Raw genomic sequence first — 22,181 nt, forward strand, 5'->3', positions numbered from 1 at the left:
GCAATCACGGGATGTTGTGTAATAACGATATATTATACGGGTGGTAATTGTGAACGGTAAGCTTCTGCAAAGTTATGACCCGTCAAGGCTTCAGTCGCTTTGACCGTGACATAGCTACCTGGGGCATCGCCATAGGTTGGGATTTCTTTACCTTGGCTATTTTGACCGACGATACGGGCATTGATTTCGTTGCCCTCAAATGGTTTGATCCAGTCATGCCATCTTGTCCACCAGGTGTCTTTAACATAGGTGGCGTCTTTGTACCATTGGTCGGCGTCCGCAGTGTAGTTATCGTTGGTGTAATAACCATATTTACTACCTGGGGGGTTCATGATACCCGCAATATGACCTGATTCTCCCAACACAAATACTTTTTCACCGCCAAATACTTGCGTGCCTGGGTAACAGCTTTTCCATTTTGCGATATGGTCTTGCAAGGTTGCGACCATAAACACGGGAATTTTAACTTTTGATAAGTCAATTTTCACGCCGTCAATTTCAACCCCACCCGGTTTACGCAGCAAGTTGTTGATATAGAACTCACGCAATAGAAAATGGTGCAGGGCAGCGGTTACGTTGGTGCAGTCTGAGTTCCAGTATAACAAGTCAAAAGGTACAGGACGCTCACCTTTTAGGTAGTTTTGTACGTAGTAGTTCCAGTATAGGCTGTTCTCACGGAGTAGGCTAAATGACACGCCCATCATTCGCCCATCAAATACGCCTTTGTCGGCGTTTTGCTTGTCAATCGCCGCAACGATTTTGTCATCGATAAAGACACCGATATCACCTGGATCTGAGAAGTCAATAATAGTCGCCCAAAGTGTCGCACTGGCAATGCGGCTTTCTTGCTTGGTCGCGGCAAGATAGCCTAGTGTCAATGCGGTCAACATACCCCCAATACAATAACCTGTAATATTGATGGTTTTTTCACCTGTGATGGCTTCAATTTGATCCATCGCTGCAAGCACACCGTCTTTCATGTAAGTGCTCATGCCAACATTTTTGTACTCAGGCGTCGGGTTCGCCCAAGAGATCACATAAACCGTATGACCTTCGTTGACAGCCCAATGTACAAACGAGTTGTTCTCACGTAAGTCCATGATGTAGAATTTGTTGATCCATGGTGGCACCATCAACAACGGGCGTTGTTTTACTTTGTCAGTTGAAGGGTCATACTGGATGAGCTGCATCATGTGGTTTTCAAATACCACTTTACCTTTTGAGGTGGCGATGTTGTCACCCACCCGAAACGCACTCTGGTCAGTCATACGGATATTGAGTGTATCAGCGCTGTTACCCATGTCCTCAGCCAACTGCTTCATACCTTGAACCAGGTTTTGACCACGACTTTCGATGGTCAAACGTAGTACTTCAGGGTTGGTCAATAAGAAGTTGGTTGGGGCCACCGCATTGATCCATTGGCGGGTAAAAAAAGCCAAGCGTTGACGGGTTTTTTCATCAATACCTTCAACGCCATCAATCGCATCCATCATGGCTTGGGTGGTTAATAAATAATACTGTTTTAGGAAGTTAAAAATAGGATTGTCTTCCCATTCTTCATCACTAAACCGTTTGTCGCCTTTTTCAGGACTTGCCACTGGGTCGATTTTTTTACCGGCAAATTGTTGTAGTGTGTTTTGCCACAAGTGCATTTGGTCTTTAAACAACTGCAATTGGTCTTCAACCATCGTGCCTGGGTGATTGGTCACCATCTGACCCATTTTACGCCAACCATCCATTAAATCCATCATGATGGAAGTATTGGTATACTGCGGCGCTTGGTTGGCACGCATCGATTGCTGTGCAATCTGTTGGCTCAGTTTGGTCATATTGCCAAAAAATTCGCTATAGAATTCACCGACCGCAGCATTGTAAGGTGGAATACTAGAGGCCATGTGAGCAAACGGATTGGTTTTACTCAAAAAATCCAGCGGATTTTGCGGCAGATTAAAGGCGTTGGTTCCAAAGTTGTTAAAAGGATTGCTACCAAAATCAAAAGCATTATTGCCAAAGGGGAAATTGGCGAATGGCGTGTAGCCAAAAGCATTGGTATTCTCTGCGCCTTGGGTGTTGGAATTATTGTTATTTGAAGCATTGTCGCTTGAGGAATGGCCGTTCGTTCCTTGATATTGGGTGTCTTTATTGTCTGCCATGATAAGTCCCGTTATTATAATGTGCTTGATAAAAATTCGCTGTGAATATGCACGCTTACTTAAAAATATGGTGGATTAGGCATCTGTCTAATCCACCACTTTTATAGATTCATAAGCTGCCATTCATCTATCAGGTAAAACATAAATAGCTGTTTATAAATGATACAGTCTTAAGAATGACTACGATGCATCAAACTAATTATTTTGCTGCAGGGGTTGTTTTTGCTGCAGGTTTTGTTGCTTCGCTCTCTTGTGCTACATCATTAGTATTTCGGGTAGCCCCAGCTGTCACGCTAGAAGCAGCTTTATTTATGTTTTGGGTGGTTTGCTTAACCGCTTCTGACATTTGGTTTGCCGCTTTGTGCATGTTTTCGTTTACTTTGCGATTAAAATCTTCTGCCGTTTTTGATGCGTTGCTAGCAGCGCTTTGCATGGCATCTTGCATGCTTGATGCATTTTGGCTGTAGATTTCATTCATCGCTGACATGACTTCATTACGGATTTCGTTGCCAAGCTCAGTCAAACGTTGTGCATCTGACAACATTTTTTGACCCAATTGATTGAGCAGTTCAGTTTGTTTTTGGTTGAAGCTTGAAGCTGCTTCTGGAGAATCAACAGAAGAAACATTGCGAAGTTGTTCAAGACCCATCTCTGAGTAATGACGCATTGTTTCTAAAGAAAAGTCTGTCATTTTTTCTGCATTTCGTAACATCGCTTGGTTGAAGCGTGACCATGGTGCATACAGTTGACGTGAACTATCTTTCATTTTATCCATAAAATCGTTGTTCATAATTGACCTCATTAGGCTACCAGAAAAAACAAGAAAGGTTTAAACACCACCAAATTACAATCCATCTTTTAATCAAAAATGTCACTAAAATGAATGTGATAAGCTTTAAGCATAGTATGTTTGCTTGATATTACAATATCATGAAAAAATGCTAAATTAAACCTCGCGAGGAGCTTAAAAGTAAAAAACAATCATAATTTATGTTAATATTTGTAATAACATAATCAAACCTACAATGAAAGTAGGGGATAGATAAAAATCGGTTATATCTGATGCGCTATTGTGGACATAAGTAAAGAGTTGGTAGCTTTTACGCATCAGTTTCGATCGTGATTGCATGCTCAAGTGATAAAGCTAATTCAAGTTGCTCATCGGTCAATATGACATAAATTTGTTTGTCATCATCTGAGTTGATTCGTAAAATCGGCACATCAATACGGCCATCGATATTTTTATCCGCATCCAGACTAAAACCTAAAAAATCGAGTTGTTCGACAATCATCTGACGGATAATCGCCGACTGCTCGCCTATCCCTGCGGTAAAGATAAGCGCATCACAGCCTTTCATACTAACCATCAAGCTTGCGATTTCTTTGGCTGCATGGGTGGCAAAATACGCCAGTGCAAATTTGGCGCGTGGGTCATCACTAGCGAGCAAATCACGCACGTCATTGCTAATTTCAGATAAACCGAGCAAGCCCGACTCTTTATATAGGCATTGGTTCATTTGCTCGAGCGTCCAACCTTGCTCAACCATATATAAAATCACCCCAGAATCCAAATGACCCGGACGGGTACCCATTGGTACGCCATCTAATCCACTAAAGCCAAAGGTACTGTCTTTTGACTCGCCATTGTCGACCGCGGTGATACTACAGCCACTACCCAAATGCGCGATGATTAAGCGTTTTTTGGCAATCTTTGGGAGATAGGTTTCAAGTTTACGCATAATCGCCTGATACGATAAACCATGAAAGCCATAACAGCGCACGCCTTGATCGCGCAGAGATTTTGGCAGCGCATAGCTAGCCCAAATCTCTGGGCGATGGTAGTGAAAGGCGGTATCAAAGGCAGCGATGTGCACCAGGTTTTTATCCATGGCTTGCAGCGCGTTGACCACAGATAGGGCAGGAGGCTGATGTAGCGGACAAATCGGTGATAACTCCACCAAATGCGCCATCACTGTCTCGTTGATCACCACAGGAACATGATAGCGTTTGCCACCATGAACCACTCGGTGGATACAGACAATGTCACGCGCGGGAAAGGCCTGTCTAACACGAGTAAACAGGCTTACCGCGGTGTCTGTCAGGCTATCTTGGGGTTCCCAATCAGCCAAAGATTGTGGCATGGAGTGCCAGACTTTGTTTTTGGTTTTTAGGTTGATATTGACATCAAACAAGGGGGACCACGCAAGGGGGGATGAGTCGACTGCCTTAGCCGTGTCGTACGCCGCCATTTTGATAGTCGCTGAACCCACGTTGAAAGTCACCGCGATCGGGTGAGTTAAGTCAATATGCCTCATGACAGAATCGTTCATGCTAGTAATCTCAATTAATCTCAAGTAACCTGAATTAACATCAAGCTTGTTTACGCTTTTGCGCAACGTAGGCGCCAAGGGCAATAGAATACAGGCGGTCGAGTTCGTCATCCGAACGGCTGGTCAACACAATCGGCACTTTTGAACCCATGACAATACCAGCGGCTTTGGCTTCGCCCAAATAAATTAACTGTTTACCTAGCATATTGCCCGCTTCTAAGTCAGGTACCAGTAAAATATCGACATCGCCCGTGACAGGTGAGTGGATATGTTTGATATCCGCAGAATGTTGGCTAATCGCATTGTCAAATGCTAGTGGTCCATCAAGCAAGGCGCCGGTGATTTGCCCCCGGTCTGCCATTTTGCATAACGCGGCGGCATCAATGGTCGATTGCATTTGCGGTTTGACTTCTTCAACCGCTGCCAAGATGGCTACTTTAGGCTGCTCAATATCTAGCGCGTGCGCAAAATCAATCGCATTTTGCAAAATGTCTTTTTTGGTCAGCAAATCTGGCACCACGTTGAGTGCACAATCGGTCAAGGTCAAAAGCTTGTGATACGTGGGACTTTCCATTAACCACACGTGGCTCATACGGCGCTCGGTGCGTAGGTTTTGGGTTTTATCGATCAGCACACCCATTAACTCATCGGTATGCACTGAACCTTTGATGATAAAGTCGGCTTGCTGTTCACGAACCATTTTTGCGGCGATTTCAACCGCGTCGTGGCTATGCTCAGCATCCACTAACGTAAAGCCTGAAATATCTAAATTGGCGTCAGTAGCGGCTTTTTCGATTTTATGTTTTGGACCGACCAAAATCGGGGTGATGATGTGGTGCTGATGTGCTTGGATACAAGATTGCAAGATGATATCGGTAGTAGGGTGCACCACCACGGCAGGGACAGGGGAGACAAAGCGCCCTTGGGCTAAAAGCTGCGAAAGTTTGGTTAACATCGTGTTGCCCTTATGAGTTGACATAAATAACATTAAGCACTTAGGTTTTGATTAAGCGAGCGGTATAGATTGACATAAAACAGTATGAACCAATGACATGACAGCAAGATGAATCGGTTGTTACGGTGTGTTTGCCGCGCCGCTTAACTTATTAGCTTAGCTTATCTTAACTTAATTTGGCTTAACCAAAGCTAGCCTGAGTCAACTAATCTTGGTAATACCGGCACCGATAATTTTACTGATGCCCCCTGTTTGCGGCACTACTTGGATTTGACTGCTGATTCTATCTTTCAGCGCCTGAATATGGGAAATCACCCCAATTAGCTTGCCCGATTGCTGTAGGTTGGTTAGGGTGTCGAGCGCTACATCGAGTGCTTCTTCATCCAGCGTACCAAAGCCTTCATCCAAAAACAGCGAATCTACTTGCATGCGGTGACTGGCCATATTTGACAGTCCCAATGCAAGCGACAAGCTGATAATAAAACTCTCACCGCCTGATAGATTTTTACTGGTACGGATTTGCCCGCCTTGGTAATTGTCCATCACATTGAGCATCAAGGGCTGCTCGCTATCAGCTATCAGTAAATAACGGTCGCTCATTTTTTTGAGCTGTTCATTGGCATGGGCAACCATGATATTAAAGGTCAAGCCTTGGGCAAAGTTACGAAATTTTTTGCCATCGCTTGAACCAATCAATTGATGCAATACCTTCCATTCTTCGGTATGGTTGCGCTGTTGGTTGATGGCATCTAATAGTTGCTGCTGATTTTGTTTAAGGGCTTCATTGGCTGCTAGCTGCTGCTCAACGGCGCCCAATTGTTTTTGATCCTCGCTAAATTGCTGTTGCAATTGCCCAAGCGCATCAAGCAATTGCTCAAGTGACAGCGCAGTTTGGGGATGATCGAGTAACTGCTGCTGTATGCGTTTGGCTTCAGAAAGTAGGTTATGATTGCGCTGCTGACTATCATGGAGTTGATTGGCAAGCTGTTGTAAGCGTTCCCGCTCGGTATCGACCAAAACCGCAGCGCGATAATCCGCCTCATCCATAAAACCCAATGTCGCAAAACGCTGCTGAATATCGGCTTGTAGGGTTTGCTGGGCAATTTTTAGTTGGGTAGTGCTAGTGGTCAAAGATGCGATTTGTTGTTGCAAAATCTGCAGCTGACTTAGCTGCTCATGAAAAGCTGTTTGGCTGGCTTGATAATCCTGCAAAGCCTGATTTTTTGCTTGGACTAATGCGTGAGAGACGATGTCTACCGCTTGTTCGCCAAACAAGGCGTATCGCTGCGCCTGTAGCTCGCTAATCTCTCGCGCCAATGCTTGCTGTCGCTGACGGGCTTGGTGTTGATTTTGGGTTAAATGGTGCTGATCTGCCACCAATCGGGTGAGCGTTTGCTCAATACCTGTGATGGTGTCATTGATATGGCTAAGCTTAGTTTCTAATCCTTGATAGCGCTGTAAAAGTTGCGCAAGGGTATCGATATGCTGATTTAATTGGGCATTCACATCCTGTGTGGTAGCAAAGCTAAAAGTGCGTTCGCGCGTTGCAAAAGGCATCAGTAACTTGTCAATGCGCTGTATTACTTGATGTTGCTTATCGGCGATAACCAATTGCTGGGCATCAATACCGCGGATTCTGTCTTGGCGATGTTGCTGCTGATTGTGTAGCAGGGTTTGTTGCTGCAAAACGTCATTGTATTGCTCGCTCAATGAGGCTAATCGCTGCTGAGTTTGCTGCTGCTCGGATTGTACGGCTTCGATTTGCGTCAGTGAATCTTGCAGTGCTGCCAAAGACTGCTGATTGTTGGTTTGTTCAGCCTTAATTATCGTCGCCAATCTTTGAAGGGCTTGGTGGTCTATATCGTCATCGGTGCTGGGGGCTGCAACGGGCGGTAATGCTTCAATTGCCTGTTGTACAGGTTGAGCATGTATAAGGTATTGGCTGGCAAGCTGTAATTGATTTAATAAACGTTGGTTGTGTGCCTCTAAGTGCTGTAAATGCTCATTGAGCTGTTGCTGGTTATTTGTGAGTGCATGCTCTTCAAGCAATAACTGCTGTAATCGGCAATTGATGTCATCAAGCCGTTGTTTGGCAATCGCTAATTGTTGCTCTGTATCATCGGGCGTGTAGGGCTGATGGGTAGCGAAAGGGTGCGCGGTTGAGCCACACAGCGGGCAAGGTTCGCCGTGGCGTAATTTATTGCGCTCCTCGGTCAAATCTTGAATTTTTGCCAATAAAATTAAGTTGTGATTTAACAATTCAACGGTTTGCTCGGCGGCTTGTTGCTGCTGCTCGCTAGTTAGTCGTTGGCTAGCAATCTGAGCCAATTGAGTTTGACCCTCGGCTAACTGCTGCACAAATTGCTGATAGTGTTGTAGGTTGGTTTGCCAAGTCTGCACATCGCTTTGCATAGCGATAAGCTGCTGGTCGGTTCGCCAATAAGTTTCAACCTGCTGGCGCAATGCTGCTGCCGACTGCCCTTGTGTCAGATGATGTAAGTGACTGGTTTGGCTCTCTAAGTTTTGTCGATGCTCAGAGATTTGTGATTGCAACTGCGTGAGCTGTGATTGCAGAGCGCAGGCTTGCTGCTCATTGTGCTGAAAATCACCCTGTAACTGCTGCCGTTCGGTGGTGAATGTCTGCACTTGTTCACTAAGTGCTTGGCTAGTTTCTTGTAACTGGTTGAGAGAGGCCAATGTTTGAGGCAAGGTTGTTGCATGGGGGATTTGCTGCTGCGCTTGAATAAGCTGTTCACGCTGTGTTTGCTGGCTAACAAGCTGCTGCTGCTGACTATCAATGCTTTGGGCATTATGCGCCAATTGCTCACCAAGCTGTGACAACTGCTGCGCAATCTCTTGGGCGTACTGATTTTTTTGCCCAAGGGTAGTGTCAAGTTTGCGAACTTGGTTTAATAACGGTTGGGCTTGTTGCCAGTCGTTTTCGGTTTGCTGGGCTTGTGCTTGATGCTCATCTTGGTTTTTTTGAGCAAGTTGGCAATTGTGTTCGGCGGTGGGTAGCTGGTGCTCATAACCCGCAAGATCACTGAGTTGTGCGCTCAACAAATCGCGCTGATAATCAAGTTTTTTAATATCACCGGACACTTCAAGGGCTTTTAGTGCGCGCTGTAGTCGGGTTTTTTGTGGGGCAAATTGGCTTTCTTGCTCGGCAAGGTCGCGTGCTTCATGCTTAAGCTTATGGATTTGGTGCGTGTATGCGTCAAGGTTTTGTCGCCATAGCTTATCAGACTCGATTTTAGTCAAGGCGGTTTGGGTTTCATTGACGATGTCAATTAGGGCGTTTTTTTGTGAGGTTAGGCTTTGTACTTCTTCATCAGATAACACCGTCATGCCTGATAAGCGATCGGTAAGCGTCTTAAGTTCAGCATCTGATTGGGTTTTAAACTCATGTACTTTTTTTGAGATATCGCCATAGATTTCAGTGCCGGTGATTTCTTCGAGCAGGTTGGAGCGCTCGTCGCTATTGGCTTGCAAAAAAGCGGCAAAACTGCCTTGCGCCAGTAGCATGGCACGGGTAAAACGGTCAAAATCCATGCCGGTGAATTCAGCGACCAGTTTTCTAGTTTTTCTGGTTTGGGTTTCAAGCGGTGGTAAATCTGCAGCGTCATCGGTAAAAGGGGCGATTTCGTGCATCGGCGATTGCAAGTTGCCTTCGGGGTTTTTTCTGGCGCGCTTTTGTAGCCAGGTACAGCGATAACTGCCACTTTTGGTGGCAAAAATTACTTCGCTTCGACATTCGCCGGTATGGCGTGACATGAGGTCATTTCTGCTTTGGGTAATCTCGCCCAAGCGTGGCGTCGCTCCGTATAAGGCAAGACAAATGGCATCTAAAATGGTGCTTTTGCCCGCCCCTGTCGAGCCTGTGATGGCAAAAATACCTTCATCAGCATACGCGGCATGGCGAAAGTCAATTTCCCATTCGCCTTGCAATGAATTAAGGTTTTGAAAGCGAAGCTTTAAGATTCTCATTGCTGCCCCCCTTGCAAGCTTTCAAGCACTTCAGTATATCTTGACCATAGCATGGGTTTTTGCTCTTCTAGCACTTGATGGGCAATTAGGCAGCGTTCAAATACTTGTGTTGGGTTTAATTCTTCAAGCGACTCATCCATGCGCTGGCTTTGCATCACCTGATCGCGTTTTTGCTGATTTTTGATGCGTAGTACTTCAAGCCTAGAGTCTTTAACCAGTTCTGCAATTTTTTCTGATAAATCACCCACGACTTCTTGCCCGTCATACACCACTTCAAGCCAAACCGATTGTTGGGCTTTTTTTAGGCTGTGTAAGCTAGTTTTGATGGTTTGCCAATCGCCTTTGAGCGTTTGTATGGGTTGGAACACAGGAACAGGCAGTGATTGCAGGAGGGTAGTATCGCTAAGCTTGGCTATATTGTAAGGTTGCCCAATAATTTGTCCATTAGGTTGCCCACTCAGATGATAACTGGGTGTATCATATCCTGCTTTATGGCTCGCTTGAGCATCAACCTCTGCGTTAATATCAGCCTCTGTATTTATCGCGCCAAGCATGGATGGTTCAGGCAACTCTTCATCTGCAAATAAATCCATCGACGTATGGCTCACACTTTTGCGTTTTTTGACAGGGGTTGGCGCAGAGACAAGCGGTTTTTTTTGAATGGTTAAAGTCTGTAATGGCTGAGACAGTAAGTCAGGCTTGGCATCAAATCGCAGCAAATGCACTTGTTTTTGCTGGCGACTTTCACCAAAACCCATGGCAATGGGTGAGCCAGCGTAACGGATGTGTGGTTGTCCGCCAACCACTTGCGGGATATGTAAATGCCCAAGCGCTACATAGTCAATCTGTGGGTGGAAAATCTCTGCACCGATACTACCCAGTGAGCCGACATACAAATCACGCACCCCATCGCCTTCCATCGTTTGCCCGCCAACGGTAAATAAATGCCCCGTTGCCACAATCGGAATGCTACGCTTATATTTGGCTTTGAGCTGCGCTTGTCGCGCAATGGCAATATCGGCAATCTGTGCATAATGGGCTTTGATGCCTTGGGCAAGTTTTCGTTCTTTATCATCCAATCGTTCGCCATGCCCGACGGTTCGTACATCACGGTCACGCAAGTAGGGCACTGCCATGACAATGAGCTCAGGTTGCCCTGCTTTATCTGATAACGTAATCACTTCATCAGTCAGCGTATCTGTCATACTACCGATGATATGGATGTTAAAGGCTTTGAGTAGCTGTTTGGGTGCCTCCAAAAAACTGGCTGAATCATGGTTGCCCGCTACGATAATCACATGGCGGCAATCGGTATCGCAAACTTGACTTAAAAAATCATAATATAAATTTTGCGCTTGGTTGCTGGGCGCGGTGGTATCAAAAATATCCCCTGCAATCAATAGCACATCGACTTTTTGCTCACGCAGCGTCTGTAACTGCCAGTCTAAAAACTGCTTAAATTCATCGTAGCGTGGCTTACCATAAAGCCTACGCCCCAAATGCCAATCTGATGTATGTAATAAAGTGAGCATAAAAAATTATGCCTCTGTGGCGGGATTCGCTGAAGTCATGGACTCAGAATCTGCGATGGCTGGCGCAGACGCCAATTCGCTATCGTGTAACCCTTGGGCAAACAAGCGACCCAATAGATTAACATCATCGACCCGCGCATAGTTGAGACGGGTGACAAACGCCAAACGGCGATGCGGACCGGCTTCATTGAGCGGCACTAATGACACATTGTCAGTTTGCTGGCGCACTTGCCCAGCTGCCATTTGCGGGACTAACGTGGTGCCCATACCGCTGATAGCCATTTGAATTAACGTATGCAGGCTCGCTTCACTAAAGGCGTGTTTGACGCGGCTTTTATCGAGGTGACATACCGATAGCGCATGATCGGTCAAACAATGTCCTTCGCCTAGCAGCATCAAGTTACTGTTGGCTAACTCGTCGGCATTGATGCTGGGTAAGTTGGCGTGTTTACTGTCTTTAGCAAATACCGCCAAAAACGTCTCTGACCAAAACTCAAATGATAACAAGCCGTCAGTATTGTAAGGCAGCGCAATAATGGCGGTATCAATCGCGCCATAACGGACTTTTTCAAGCAGTCGCTCAGTTTGTTCTTCTACCACATTGAGCTGAAATTGTGGGAATTGTTGGCGCAGTAGCGGCAATACCTTGGGCAGCAAAAATGGCGCAATGGTTGGGATGATACCAATCGTCATCGGATAGGCGAGTGGGGTTTGGTGCGTCTGGGCGCGAGTTACCAAATCATTGACTTCGGCAAATATCCGCGTGGCTCGCTCAAGAATTTCCTCCCCAATCGGGGTGATTAGCACTTGTTTGTTGTTACGCTCAAAAATTTGGGTATCAAGCTGTTTTTCCAGCTCTGCAATCCCCAAGCTTAAAGCAGATTGTGAGATATTACACTCTTCTGCTGCCCGTTTAAAATGCTTGTATTTGGCAACTGCCAATGCAAATTCTAATTGTCGTAATGTAATCATGGTTTGAATTTTAACCTTTAAAATAGCGTACAATCTTCGCTAATGCGTTTTAGTTAAAGATAAATAAAAAGATAAACAGATAAAAAGGTAAAAAAACTGACGGCTACCCTAGCAAACAACACGCAAAAGATGCATGCTAAAAACTTCAATGAACCGAATCATTTCAAATTTAGTTTACCATTTTTGTGTGCTTTTACGAGTGGAATCTTTTTTAATCTATCATTAATTCGGTTTTGGTATTGAATCCATTATCGAGCCTTTCAAAATAATTACAAGATAGCCTAAAGATTGAAACTACAAGGCAAAACCCTCAAGGTTAATTTAAAAAATTAATCAATCAATTAAAAACTTTAAACTAGACTGAATCTTAAATTGTACTAAGATAGACCCATCGATAACAACGTTTGATGATTAAAAAACAGCAACCGACTATAGCCTAACAAGCTAGAAGCCTAAAAAGCTAGGTTGCCAATGACATCAAATTTGTGTTATCAATATAGCACTCACTGATTTGGCTTTGTCAATTGGTGATGTTGCTAAATTTTTAACCACAACAATAGCTTATATAAGGAAAAATCCATGGCTGCAATTATCAACCAAACCATTCCAGAATTCAAAACCCAAGCATTTGTGAATGGTGAATTCAAAGAAATCTCATCAGATGACGTTAAAGGCAAATGGGCAGTATTTTTCTTCTACCCACACGACTTTACCTTTGTTTGCCCAACTGAACTTGAAGACATGGCAGACCATTACGAAGAAATCAAAGCATTAGGCGCGGAAGTTTATGCGGTATCGACAGACACCCATTTTGTACACAAAGCATGGGCAGATGCGTCACCTGCAATTGCTAAAGTAAAATACCCAATGCTTGGCGATGGTACTGGTAAAATCACTCGCGGCTTTAACGTGATGATTGAAGAAGACAACGCTGCGCTTCGTGGTACTTTCTTGGTAGACCCAGACGGTAAAATTAAAGTAGCAGAAATTCATGACTTAGGTATCGGTCGTTCTGCTAAAGACTTAATCCGTAAAATCCAAGCGGCTCAATACGTCCGTGACAACGACGGCGAAGTATGTCCAGCGGCATGGGAAAAAGGTAAAGAAACCTTAAAACCAAGCCTAGATTTAGTGGGTAAAATCTAATCTTGATGGTCTAATGTTTTATTGACTGACAATTAGATAAAATTAAAAACCTCAAATTGAAAGATTTGGGGTTTTTTTTATTCAACTACTGTTGTTAACAATGATAAAATCAGCTTCTTTGAAGTTTGAGAGAATAACCATGGATAGCGCACAAACCACCCACCAAACTGGCAGTCAGACGACAAGTAGCCATTACGCCTTGCTGTGGGCAGGGGCAGCCGTGTCAATCGCTGAGATTTTGACGGGCACCTACCTTGCTCCGTTGGGGTGGGAGCGTGGTTTGTTAGCCATCGTCATTGGGCATATGATAGGCGGGGTGCTATTTTTTCTAGTCGGCTATATTGGGGCAACCCAACGCAAAAGTGCCATGGAAACAGTGAAGGGTAGTTTTGGTTTTCAAGGTGGGATGCTTTTTGCTTTGCTAAATCTTGTGCAATTGGTCGGTTGGACAGCCATCATGATTTATGATGGGGCATTGGCAGTCAATGGGATTTGGGCTATCGGACAAGCGGCATGGTGTGGCGTGATTGGCGCGCTGATTGTACTGTGGCTGTGGATGGGCAACCGTTTCTTTGGCAAAATCAATGCGTTGGCCGTAGCTGGGTTGTTTATTTTAACGCTTATTTTGTCGTATAAATTATTTAACTTAGGTGCTGGGGATGTGGCAGCGACAAAAGACGTGGCAGCAGCGATGAGCTTTGGGTCAGCGGTGGAGCTGGCGGTCATTATGCCATTATCATGGTTGCCACTGGTGAGTGATTATACTCGCCATGCGCAAAAACCTTTGCAAGCGACGCTCGTGAGCAGCGTGAGCTATGGGGTGATGAGTGCGTGGATGTATGCGATTGGACTGGGCATGGCACTGTATACCCAAACATCGGATTTTGCCCAAATGCTGTTACAGCTTGGATTGGGCGTGACAGGGTTATTGTTGATTGTGCTCGCGACGGTGACAACCACGTTTTTGGATGCGTACTCGGCAGGCGTGTCGGGTGTCTCGCTGTGGCAAAAACTTCCAGAAAAAGGTTTGGCAATTGGTATTACCCTCATCTGTACCATCGCAGCGATGCTGTTTCAAATGGATAATATCACTGAATTTTTATACTTTTTAGGCTCGGTGTTTGCGCCAATGGCAGCCATTCAAATTGTGGACTTTTTTATTTTAAAAAATACCGGTATCAAACAGCGTTTTCATGTCAAAAATTTGATTGTCTGGGCGATTGGTTTTTGCTTGTACCGTTATTGGCTTGCCCATCCACTCGATATCGGGAATACCTTGCCGGTGATTATGGTAACGATGCTGTTATGCTTCTTGGTTAATGTATTCACAAAAAAATAATGCCGTCCGCCACGCTTAAACCAACTTTTTTCACAGTGGGATTGATTGGTTGATTGAACCATTAGGCTTGCTATCAATAGCAAAAGCCCTGTCACAACGAACAGGGCTTTAATCAATAAAATCGAACTTAGCTTAGAGCTTATTTATGTTTATTGTCTTCTAAGATTTTGTAGATTTCATCTTTTAATTGCAGTTTTTGTTTTTTTAATGCTTCAATTTCGTCATCAAGGCTGCCTGCTGCAACAGGATCTTTTTCTAGGTTAATGATTTGAGCATCTAAGTCGTTGTGTTTATCAAATAATTTTTCAAAGTGTTTATCAGAAGTTTTTAGTTTGCTAATAAGTTCGCGATGTTCTGGAAACATAGTCCTTTCCTTTTTTTGGTTGTATGTGAAAAATAATGCAAAGGGGTCAATACATAAGACAAATTTGATTGAGTTGGTATATTGCATTTGTCTTATTAGCATTGTAACGAAAAATTGTAGGGTTGACTATACGCTAATCGTTAACAATTGGTGATAGGGAAAAAGCCACACTATCAATGGATTGAAGTAATTTATGTATTAATACCCCACTCTCAACTTGAAATAAGCAAATCAAACTGAAGAGGCGGGTTACCAAGTTTTTTGTTGAGTACAAAGCACAGATTGTGTGAAAGAATCTTACGAATCAATCGATGAGACAAATGCCATAAATCTCTTGCTCGTACCCTTTGTATATTAAATCGTTCTGATAGCTGACCAATGACTGTTTCAACGATACGGCGGGCTTTCATCAGCCGTCTTACCACAGGTTTGGGTCTATCCTCTTTCATATTAGCTCTGAGTGGCGTTTGTAAATCCACGCCTTGAGCGTCGTAGTACGATGTCAGACTAGGGCTGATATACCCTTTATCAGCGCCAAGTAGCCCATGAATATGAGTGGTGATTTCTGGGGCAACCGCTCTTTCATCAACATTGGCAGGAGCAAAGGTAAAGCCTTTAATCATGCCCGATAAGTTAACAAGCAAATGTCCCTCAAAGCCATAGTATCTCTCTTGCTTAGCCGCACAGTAGCTAAAAGCCGCTAAGTCTTGATAGTTTTTATGCCGATAAGCGCGTCCATAATGACAGACGGGTATCGGAAAGCCATCCATAAAATGGATGTTGTCACGGCCCTCAAGTTCACTGACTTTATCTTGTATCTGCTGTTTGACTTGCCACAGATTGGCGCAGTGCTTTGCGAAGTTAGGGTATGAGCCGATGGCTGGAAACCAGTCTTGCCAATGCTGGGTAAAGTATTGCCAAATTTGTTTGTCTTGATCTAGGTGTAAAAATTCACCGACCATCTCCATGCAAATAACCTCAGGATCACTTAGCTTTGGCGCGTAACCTGCACTTCGCAAGGGTTTGGTGACGACTATTTTGTAATATTGCTCTACCATTAAATAGATATTGATGATAAATTCGTCTATGGGGATCTCACAACTCCATTGTATTCTTGGTCGAAAACAATAGATTAGTGAGGTGCTCTTCTTTTTTCAATCACTTTCGAAGTTGAGAGTGGGGTATTAAATGATCGTAATTAATTTTAACCTGCCATTCATAAAAGGAATTTATTATGGTAATAATCAGCCATAAAAAAAACACAGTTAATAATCTTCGTCATTCAAAAGAGTTGTTATTACTTTGTAGCAGTATGCTACTAATAGCTTGTAGCTCAGCACCTGCGCGTACAGGAACAGTGACTAGTGTAAGCGGTGATAATCGCGCCCCTACGACCGCTACCATCAAAGCTAATAGTCAGGTCGCCAAACAATTAAACCTTAACGATCAGCAAGATTTCACAGACGCGCGTCGCGGACTTATCGCCAGTCCTAAAGATTTGAAAATCCCATCCTCTAAAGACGCCTCGAAGAACGTCTGGAATATGAGTGCTTATGATTTTATAGAAGGTGAGGCTCCTGCTACAGTCAATCCTAGCCTGTGGCGACAAGCTCAGCTCAATAATATTCAAGGACTATTCGAGGTAACACCAGGTATTTATCAAGTTCGCGGTTTTGATTTATCTAACATGACGTTAATCAAAGGCGATAGTGGCTGGATTATTATTGATACGATGACCTCAAAAGAAACCGCGCGCTATGCTTATGACTTCGCTATGCAGCATCTAGCTAAGCGCTATCCGAATACAACCAACGTCAGTGCTATTTTATTTACGCATAGTCATGTTGATCACTTCGGCGGAGTATTAGGCATTGTTAGTCAGCAAGATATTGAGCGTAAGAAAATTCCAATTATTGCACCTGCTGGGTTTATAGAAGAAGCGACCAGCGAAAATATCATTGCTGGTAATGCTATGCTACGCCGCGCCGTTTACATGTACGGCAAAGACTTGGCGCGTGATGAATTCGGTCATATCGATACTGGCTTAGGAAAGAGCCCAGCTTTTGGAGAGGTCAGTATTACCAAGCCTACGGTATTAATTGATCGCACTCCTACTAAACTAAATATAGATGGCGTCAAGTTCGAGTTTCAGTACACGCCTGAGTCAGAAGCTCCAGCAGAACTAACCTTCTATCTACCAGAATACAAGGCTTTTGGCGGTGCAGAATTGGTGTCACGAAATATGCATAATCTGTATACGCTACGCGGTGCAAAGGTACGTGATGCTTTGAAATGGAGCGGTTATATAGAAGAGGCGCGTAATATATTTGGTGATGCCGATATCTATTTCGGTAGTCATCATTGGCCTATGTGGGGGCAAGACAATATTCAGAAATTCTTAAAGCAACAGCGCGATACTTATAAATTTATTCACGATCAGAGCGTGCGCCGTATGAATAAAGGTATGACACCAGGCGAGATCGCTGAAGATATTACTTTGCCTACTAGTTTGTCGCAGGAATTCTATAATCGCGAGTATTATGGCACAGTAAAACATAATGCACGTGCTGTCTACCAAGGTTATTTAGGATGGTACGATGGTAATCCTGCCCATTTAGATCCGTTACCTGATCCACAACGTGCTACCGCTTACGTCGATCTAGCTGGTGGTAGTAATAATGTATTATTAAAAGCGCAAAAAGCCTTTGATGAGGATAACTATCGCTGGGCCGCTGAGCTATTGAATCATTTGGTATCGGTTGAACCCAAAAACATAGTAGCGCGCGAGCTGCTAGCGCGTAGCTATGATCAATTAGGCTATCAAGCGGAATCAGGACCGTGGCGTGATGTTTATTTGACCGGTGCTTTAGAGTTACGTCAAGGAACATCCAACACCAGCGTGAATCTTGCCGCTACTAAAGACCTATTATTACAAACGCCAGTCTCTAACTTTTTCGATACTTTAGCTGTGCGTTTAAAATCAGAAGATGCAGCTAATAAAGACACTAAGATAGTGATTAATTTTACGGATCTAAATGAAAGCCATCTCTTATGGATTGAGAACTCAGTGCTCCATCATCGTTTAGTTGATGATTCTAAGCCAGTAGAAGAGAAGGTTAATGCTACGTTGAATTTACCTCATGCTATGTTTGTCGATTTATTAGTAGGTGAAACAGATTTTAAAGGTATGTTGTTATCTAAAGAGTCTAAGGTTGACGGTAATCCACTTGGCTTGATAGGCTTCTTTAGATTGTTTGAGAAGCCTAATTCTTCATTTGGTATAGTGTTGCCAGATGAGTAAGGCAGCTTGTTTTCGACTATAACTATTAAGGCCTTGCTAACAGCAAGGCCTTAATAGTTATATATATTTTATTATCTCATTGCTTGGGTGAACTATCCATTTCTTGTAGTCGTTGAAAGACGGTGTCTGAAAATGGTTTGAAGTAATTCCATGACTTATATTTTTGATTGTACTGACCACCGCCTTCGTTACGCCATTGCTTTAGTATCTCAATGACATCATGGTTGTAGGTCACACACTTGATAGACATCATGCCTGAATTAAAGACCCTGACATCTACCCAAGCATGGTTGACGGTAAAGCGATAGATGGTATAGCCTTTATCAAAGCTTCCGTTGCTATTCTCATCAGTACTGCTCTGGCAATTATAAAGAGGCTCAGGTGATGGTGTAGGGGCTATTGTTAATGATTTCGGTGCTGGAAATATCCACTGCTTATTACTGACACAGTCTAGAATATAATCTTTGGCTTCCTCACTTGGCAACTCAATACCTTGTGTGAGGATTTCTCTCAAATCGATCTCAACGGTCTTAATACCTAATTGCTTAATAAAATCTGCTTTATCAGTATCGATGAAAGAAGTCACAGCAACTTCAATAAACATCATTTCTCCGTCAACCGTTGCGACTATATCAGGTCGAATACAGCCAACAGCTTGCTCTTCGATTAGTTGATCAAACTCCCAAGTTTTATCTTCACTATTTTCGTCATCAGGTAGTGATGGTAGTGTTAAATATTTCTCTTCCATAATGACTTGCTTAGCAAACTTGTGTAGGATACTTTCAGGGTGAATCGTGCAGCTTTCTTTATTACTTAGATGCGAGAAGTGATGCTCATTTTTCTCACCTTTACGAGCCACCACAGGTTCCGCGCATTCAAAGCAAAAACACATACAAGCCAGCCCTCGCTCGACTTGCTTAACATTGACGATTTGCTTCTGCTCATTAACAGCAATTGACATAGACATAGTTACCATCCTTTTGTTAGTTGGTTAGGAGTGAGGTAACTATGCGATAAAATTTGATCTTGAAATAGGCTGCTATAGGGATGTTAATAGGGGTTTAATCGGTGCAATTATATGGAAAACAATCACTTAGTAGTATTCAATGAACTGCATGATCAGCTGATGAATTATCCCCGTGATACGCTTTGGGATACGTATTTAAAGATTATCGTCAGCGAGCAGCTAAGAAAAATTGAGTATTCGGAGTATTAATATTTTGTTATATAAAATAATAAACGTTTTGTTTCTTAAAACATAGCTATCAACTTTCTCACATTGTCAAAGCCTGCAAAAATCACAATAATAAGGTTAACAAAATGACTTACCCAATGACTAGAAGGAAAATGCCATGTTAGATCAAGGTTTATTAGATGCCGTAAAAACTTATAGCGAACGTATGACTCGCCCGATTGAGTTTGTGTTGGGTGAGGGTGAACATGAACAGCGCGCTGAACTGGTGGATTTTTTGACCCAAATTGCAGGCACTACTGACAAGATTCGTTTGAGTCAACAATTCGATGCCAATCTATCACCGATGAGTTTTAAAATTCGTAGCCAAGACAAAGATACGGGTATCATTTTTAGTGGTATTCCAGGTGGTCACGAGTTTACCTCATTGATTTTGGCGATTTTACAATCAGGTGGTAGTGAAATCAAACTTGACCCAGGTATTCAAAATATCATCAAGTCAATTAAACAGCCGCTAAAATTTGAAACTTTCGTCTCATTATCTTGCCACAACTGTCCTGACGTGGTGCAAGCGCTAAACCAATTTGCGTTACTCAATGACAACATCAGCAATGAAATGATTGATGGTGGCGTGTTCCAAGACTTGATTAACGAGCGCAATATCCAAGGCGTACCTGCGGTATATTTAAATGGCAAACCTTTTGCCAATGGTAAAATTGACACTGCCAAACTTATCGAGAAACTGCAACAGCAATACCCAGATTTGATGAGTGGTGCTGCAGTAGCCGAACAGCTTGAGCAGCAAGATGTGACCATCATCGGTGGCGGACCTGCGGGCGTGGCGGCAGCCATTTATGTGGCACGTAAAGGCTTAAAAGTGACCATGGTGGCTGATCGTATCGGTGGGCAAGTGAAAGATACCCAAGATATCGAAAACTTGATTTCAATCCCGTTGACCAATGGTAATGAATTATCTGCCAATTTTGTCAAACATATTACCGCTTATAGTATCACGGTCAAAGAAATGGTAAGCGTGACATCCATCACCGAAAATTCTGCACAAATGAATGAGCAAGGTGATGACAAATTAACTTACCAAATCACGCTTAATACCGGTGAAAGTTTCGCCACGCGTGCGATTATCGTAGCGACGGGGGCAAAATGGCGTAAGCTTAATATCAAAGGTGAAGATGAAAATATCGGTAGTGGCGTTGCGTATTGTCCGCACTGTGATGGTCCGTTCTTTAAAGGCAAAGACGTGGCAGTTGTGGGCGGTGGTAACTCAGGGATTGAAGCGGCAATTGACCTAGCAGGCATTGTCAAACACGTGACAGTGTTAGAATTTGCTGACACGCTCAAAGCAGACCAAGTATTGATTGATAAAGCCAAAGAGCGCGATAATATCGATATCATGACAAGTGTAGCGAGCCAAGAGGTCAAAGCAACCGCTGGTAAAGTCAGCTCGCTAATTTACCAAGACCGTACCACCGGTGAAAACAAAGAATTGCCATTATCTGCTATCTTTGTGCAAATCGGACTGGTGCCAAACTCGGAAGTGGTCAAAGATTTGGTACAGGTGACCAAATTTGGTGAAATTGAAATCAATGAGAAATGCCAAACCAACAAACCCGGAATCTTTGCCTGTGGTGATGTCACTACTGTACCGTTTAAGCAAATTAATATTGCGATGGGCGAAGGTAGTAAAGCGGCACTCAGTGCGTTTGAATACCTCATGTTGCAATAATTTTTCACCTGTTTTTTAGTTATTTTTCAAAAAAAGCCAAACCTCATAGTTTGGCTTTTTTTTGGCAGGTAATATTATGTTGCCTTGTCAGTCTATATTGGTGAGGTAGACATACTACCCAAAATCCGCTACAGTAACTTGCAAACTATCATAGCGATTTAAAGGAATAAATCATGACAACAGCAAATACTTCATCCATCAAGCAGGTTACGGTAGCGGGTGGCGGCGTACTGGGTTCTCAAATCGCCATGCAAAATGCCTTTTTTGGCTTTAACGTCACAATCTTTGATAAAGAACCTGAAAAGGTCAAAGAGCGCATCGCAAAACTCATGCCCATCTACGCCAAATTCTATGACAAAAGCCCAGCCCAAGCCCAAGTCATCACCCATGCGATTCGCTATGTGACTGACTTAGGCGAAGCGGTGGCACAGGCTGATTTGGTCATTGAAGCCTTACCAGAAGTCCTTGATATCAAAAATGAATTTTATAAGGCGCTGGCAAAGGTAGCCCCAAGTCACACGATTTTTGCCAGTAACAGCTCAACGTTGATTCCTAGCCAAATGGTCGAAGCCACAAGTCGTCCCGATAAATTTTTGGCGTTACACTTTGCCAACCGTATCTGGGTGAACAACACCGCAGAAGTCATGGGCTCAGCGCATACCGACCCGGCGGTATTTGACAGCATTGTTGCTTATGCCAAAGCCATCGGCATGGTGGCGTTACCACTCAATAAAGAACAGCCTGGTTATATCTTAAATACCCTCTTGGTGCCCTTCTTAAATGCCGGTATGCACTTGTATGCCAATGACATTGCCGATCCCCACACCGTCGATAAAACTTGGATGATTGGCACAGGCGCACCGATGGGACCGTTTGCCATCATGGATATCATAGGGGTCAATACCATTGTTAATGTCAGCCAGCAAAAAGCCAAAACAGGCTCAAAAACTGCCGAGCGATTTATCCAAAAACTGCAAACCGAACTGATCGATAAAGGTCGCACAGGGTTTGAAGTGGGCAAGGGTTTTTACGATTATCCAAACCCGGCTTATAAAGACCCTGATTTTTTAAAATAAGCCTCAAAAAAGTTTAAAAGTCAGTATTTAAAAGTGAGAGGATGACAAAAGCCCATTCATCCAAAATGGGCTTTTTTTTATCTTCTATTG

16 protein-coding genes are annotated in these 22,181 nt (G+C 43.6%); 6 read left to right on the forward strand and 10 right to left on the reverse strand.

Annotation, left to right across the window (positions count from 1 at the left end; translation table 11 throughout):
* Nucleotides 1-32: 32 nt before the first annotated feature.
* The 7 genes from phaC to ACH0AB_RS04265 all read right to left on the reverse strand — a co-directional run bounded on the left by phaC (nt 33) and on the right by ACH0AB_RS04265 (nt 11,929).
* Nucleotides 33-2,153 carry a class I poly(R)-hydroxyalkanoic acid synthase gene (gene phaC, locus ACH0AB_RS04235; RefSeq protein WP_406877312.1) on the reverse strand — a complete coding sequence of 707 codons (2,121 nt, stop codon included), beginning with the start codon at nt 2,151-2,153 and terminating at the stop codon, nt 33-35.
* A gap of 199 nt (nt 2,154-2,352) precedes the next feature.
* Nucleotides 2,353-2,943, reverse strand: coding sequence for a phasin family protein (locus ACH0AB_RS04240; RefSeq protein ID WP_406877313.1), 591 nt, complete (start codon nt 2,941-2,943; stop codon nt 2,353-2,355).
* A gap of 310 nt (nt 2,944-3,253) precedes the next feature.
* Nucleotides 3,254-4,483: an acetate/propionate family kinase gene (locus ACH0AB_RS04245; RefSeq protein ID WP_406877314.1), complete on the reverse strand. Its 1,230-nt coding sequence runs from the start codon at nt 4,481-4,483 to the stop codon at nt 3,254-3,256.
* A 40-nt stretch (nt 4,484-4,523) separates the two neighbouring features.
* The gene (locus ACH0AB_RS04250) at nt 4,524-5,438 is read right to left on the reverse strand and encodes a bifunctional enoyl-CoA hydratase/phosphate acetyltransferase (protein WP_309593290.1); all 915 of its coding nucleotides are present in this window, start codon (nt 5,436-5,438) and stop codon (nt 4,524-4,526) included.
* Nucleotides 5,439-5,639: 201 nt separating this feature from the next.
* Nucleotides 5,640-9,425 (reverse strand): AAA family ATPase, encoded by a 3,786-nt coding sequence (locus tag ACH0AB_RS04255; RefSeq protein WP_406877315.1) that lies wholly within the window; start codon nt 9,423-9,425, stop codon nt 5,640-5,642.
* Nucleotides 9,422-10,957 carry an exonuclease SbcCD subunit D C-terminal domain-containing protein gene (locus tag ACH0AB_RS04260; RefSeq protein ID WP_406877316.1) on the reverse strand — a complete coding sequence of 512 codons (1,536 nt, stop codon included), beginning with the start codon at nt 10,955-10,957 and terminating at the stop codon, nt 9,422-9,424. Before ACH0AB_RS04260 ends, ACH0AB_RS04255 begins: the two co-directional genes overlap by 4 nt.
* A gap of 6 nt (nt 10,958-10,963) precedes the next feature.
* Entirely contained in the window at nt 10,964-11,929 is a 966-nt protein-coding gene (locus tag ACH0AB_RS04265) for a hydrogen peroxide-inducible genes activator (protein WP_406877318.1), read from the reverse strand.
* Nucleotides 11,930-12,508: 579 nt separating this feature from the next.
* On the opposite strand from ACH0AB_RS04265, the gene ahpC reads away from it, so the two are divergent.
* A complete protein-coding gene (ahpC, locus tag ACH0AB_RS04270; RefSeq protein ID WP_050323971.1) occupies nt 12,509-13,075 on the forward strand; it encodes an alkyl hydroperoxide reductase subunit C in 567 nt (188 codons plus the stop codon).
* A 139-nt stretch (nt 13,076-13,214) separates the two neighbouring features.
* A complete protein-coding gene (gene cytX / locus ACH0AB_RS04275; protein ID WP_406877319.1) occupies nt 13,215-14,414 on the forward strand; it encodes a putative hydroxymethylpyrimidine transporter CytX in 1,200 nt (399 codons plus the stop codon).
* Between the two features lie 139 nt (nt 14,415-14,553).
* Here cytX and ACH0AB_RS04280 read toward each other — a convergent pair whose 3' ends face one another.
* Nucleotides 14,554-14,778, reverse strand: a complete 225-nt coding sequence (locus tag ACH0AB_RS04280) for an HP1242/YdcH family protein (protein WP_406877320.1) — start codon at nt 14,776-14,778, stop codon at nt 14,554-14,556.
* A gap of 212 nt (nt 14,779-14,990) precedes the next feature.
* Nucleotides 14,991-15,872, reverse strand: a complete 882-nt coding sequence (locus tag ACH0AB_RS04285; protein WP_036598391.1) for an IS982 family transposase — start codon at nt 15,870-15,872, stop codon at nt 14,991-14,993.
* 140 nt (nt 15,873-16,012) lie between these two features.
* Here ACH0AB_RS04285 and ACH0AB_RS04290 point away from each other — a divergent pair, with 140 nt between their 5' ends.
* Nucleotides 16,013-18,079 (forward strand): alkyl/aryl-sulfatase, encoded by a 2,067-nt coding sequence (locus tag ACH0AB_RS04290; protein WP_052024207.1) that lies wholly within the window; start codon nt 16,013-16,015, stop codon nt 18,077-18,079.
* A 76-nt stretch (nt 18,080-18,155) separates the two neighbouring features.
* Here ACH0AB_RS04290 and ACH0AB_RS04295 read toward each other — a convergent pair whose 3' ends face one another.
* Nucleotides 18,156-19,046, reverse strand: coding sequence for a competence protein CoiA family protein (locus tag ACH0AB_RS04295; protein ID WP_036598423.1), 891 nt, complete (start codon nt 19,044-19,046; stop codon nt 18,156-18,158).
* A 111-nt stretch (nt 19,047-19,157) separates the two neighbouring features.
* Between ACH0AB_RS04295 and ACH0AB_RS04300 the strand changes: the two genes are divergently transcribed.
* From ACH0AB_RS04300 to ACH0AB_RS04310, 3 genes are all read left to right on the forward strand, one after another.
* Nucleotides 19,158-19,295 (forward strand): hypothetical protein, encoded by a 138-nt coding sequence (locus ACH0AB_RS04300; RefSeq protein ID WP_156652230.1) that lies wholly within the window; start codon nt 19,158-19,160, stop codon nt 19,293-19,295.
* Between the two features lie 136 nt (nt 19,296-19,431).
* Entirely contained in the window at nt 19,432-21,015 is a 1,584-nt protein-coding gene (gene ahpF, locus ACH0AB_RS04305) for an alkyl hydroperoxide reductase subunit F (RefSeq protein ID WP_406877321.1), read from the forward strand.
* Between the two features lie 173 nt (nt 21,016-21,188).
* Entirely contained in the window at nt 21,189-22,091 is a 903-nt protein-coding gene (locus ACH0AB_RS04310; protein WP_406877322.1) for a 3-hydroxyacyl-CoA dehydrogenase, read from the forward strand.
* Nucleotides 22,092-22,181 lie beyond the last annotated feature (90 nt).

The sequence above is a fragment of the Moraxella sp. 179-F 1C4 NHS genome (assembly GCF_045370505.1).
GTDB lineage: Bacteria > Pseudomonadota > Gammaproteobacteria > Pseudomonadales > Moraxellaceae > Faucicola > Faucicola tetraodonis.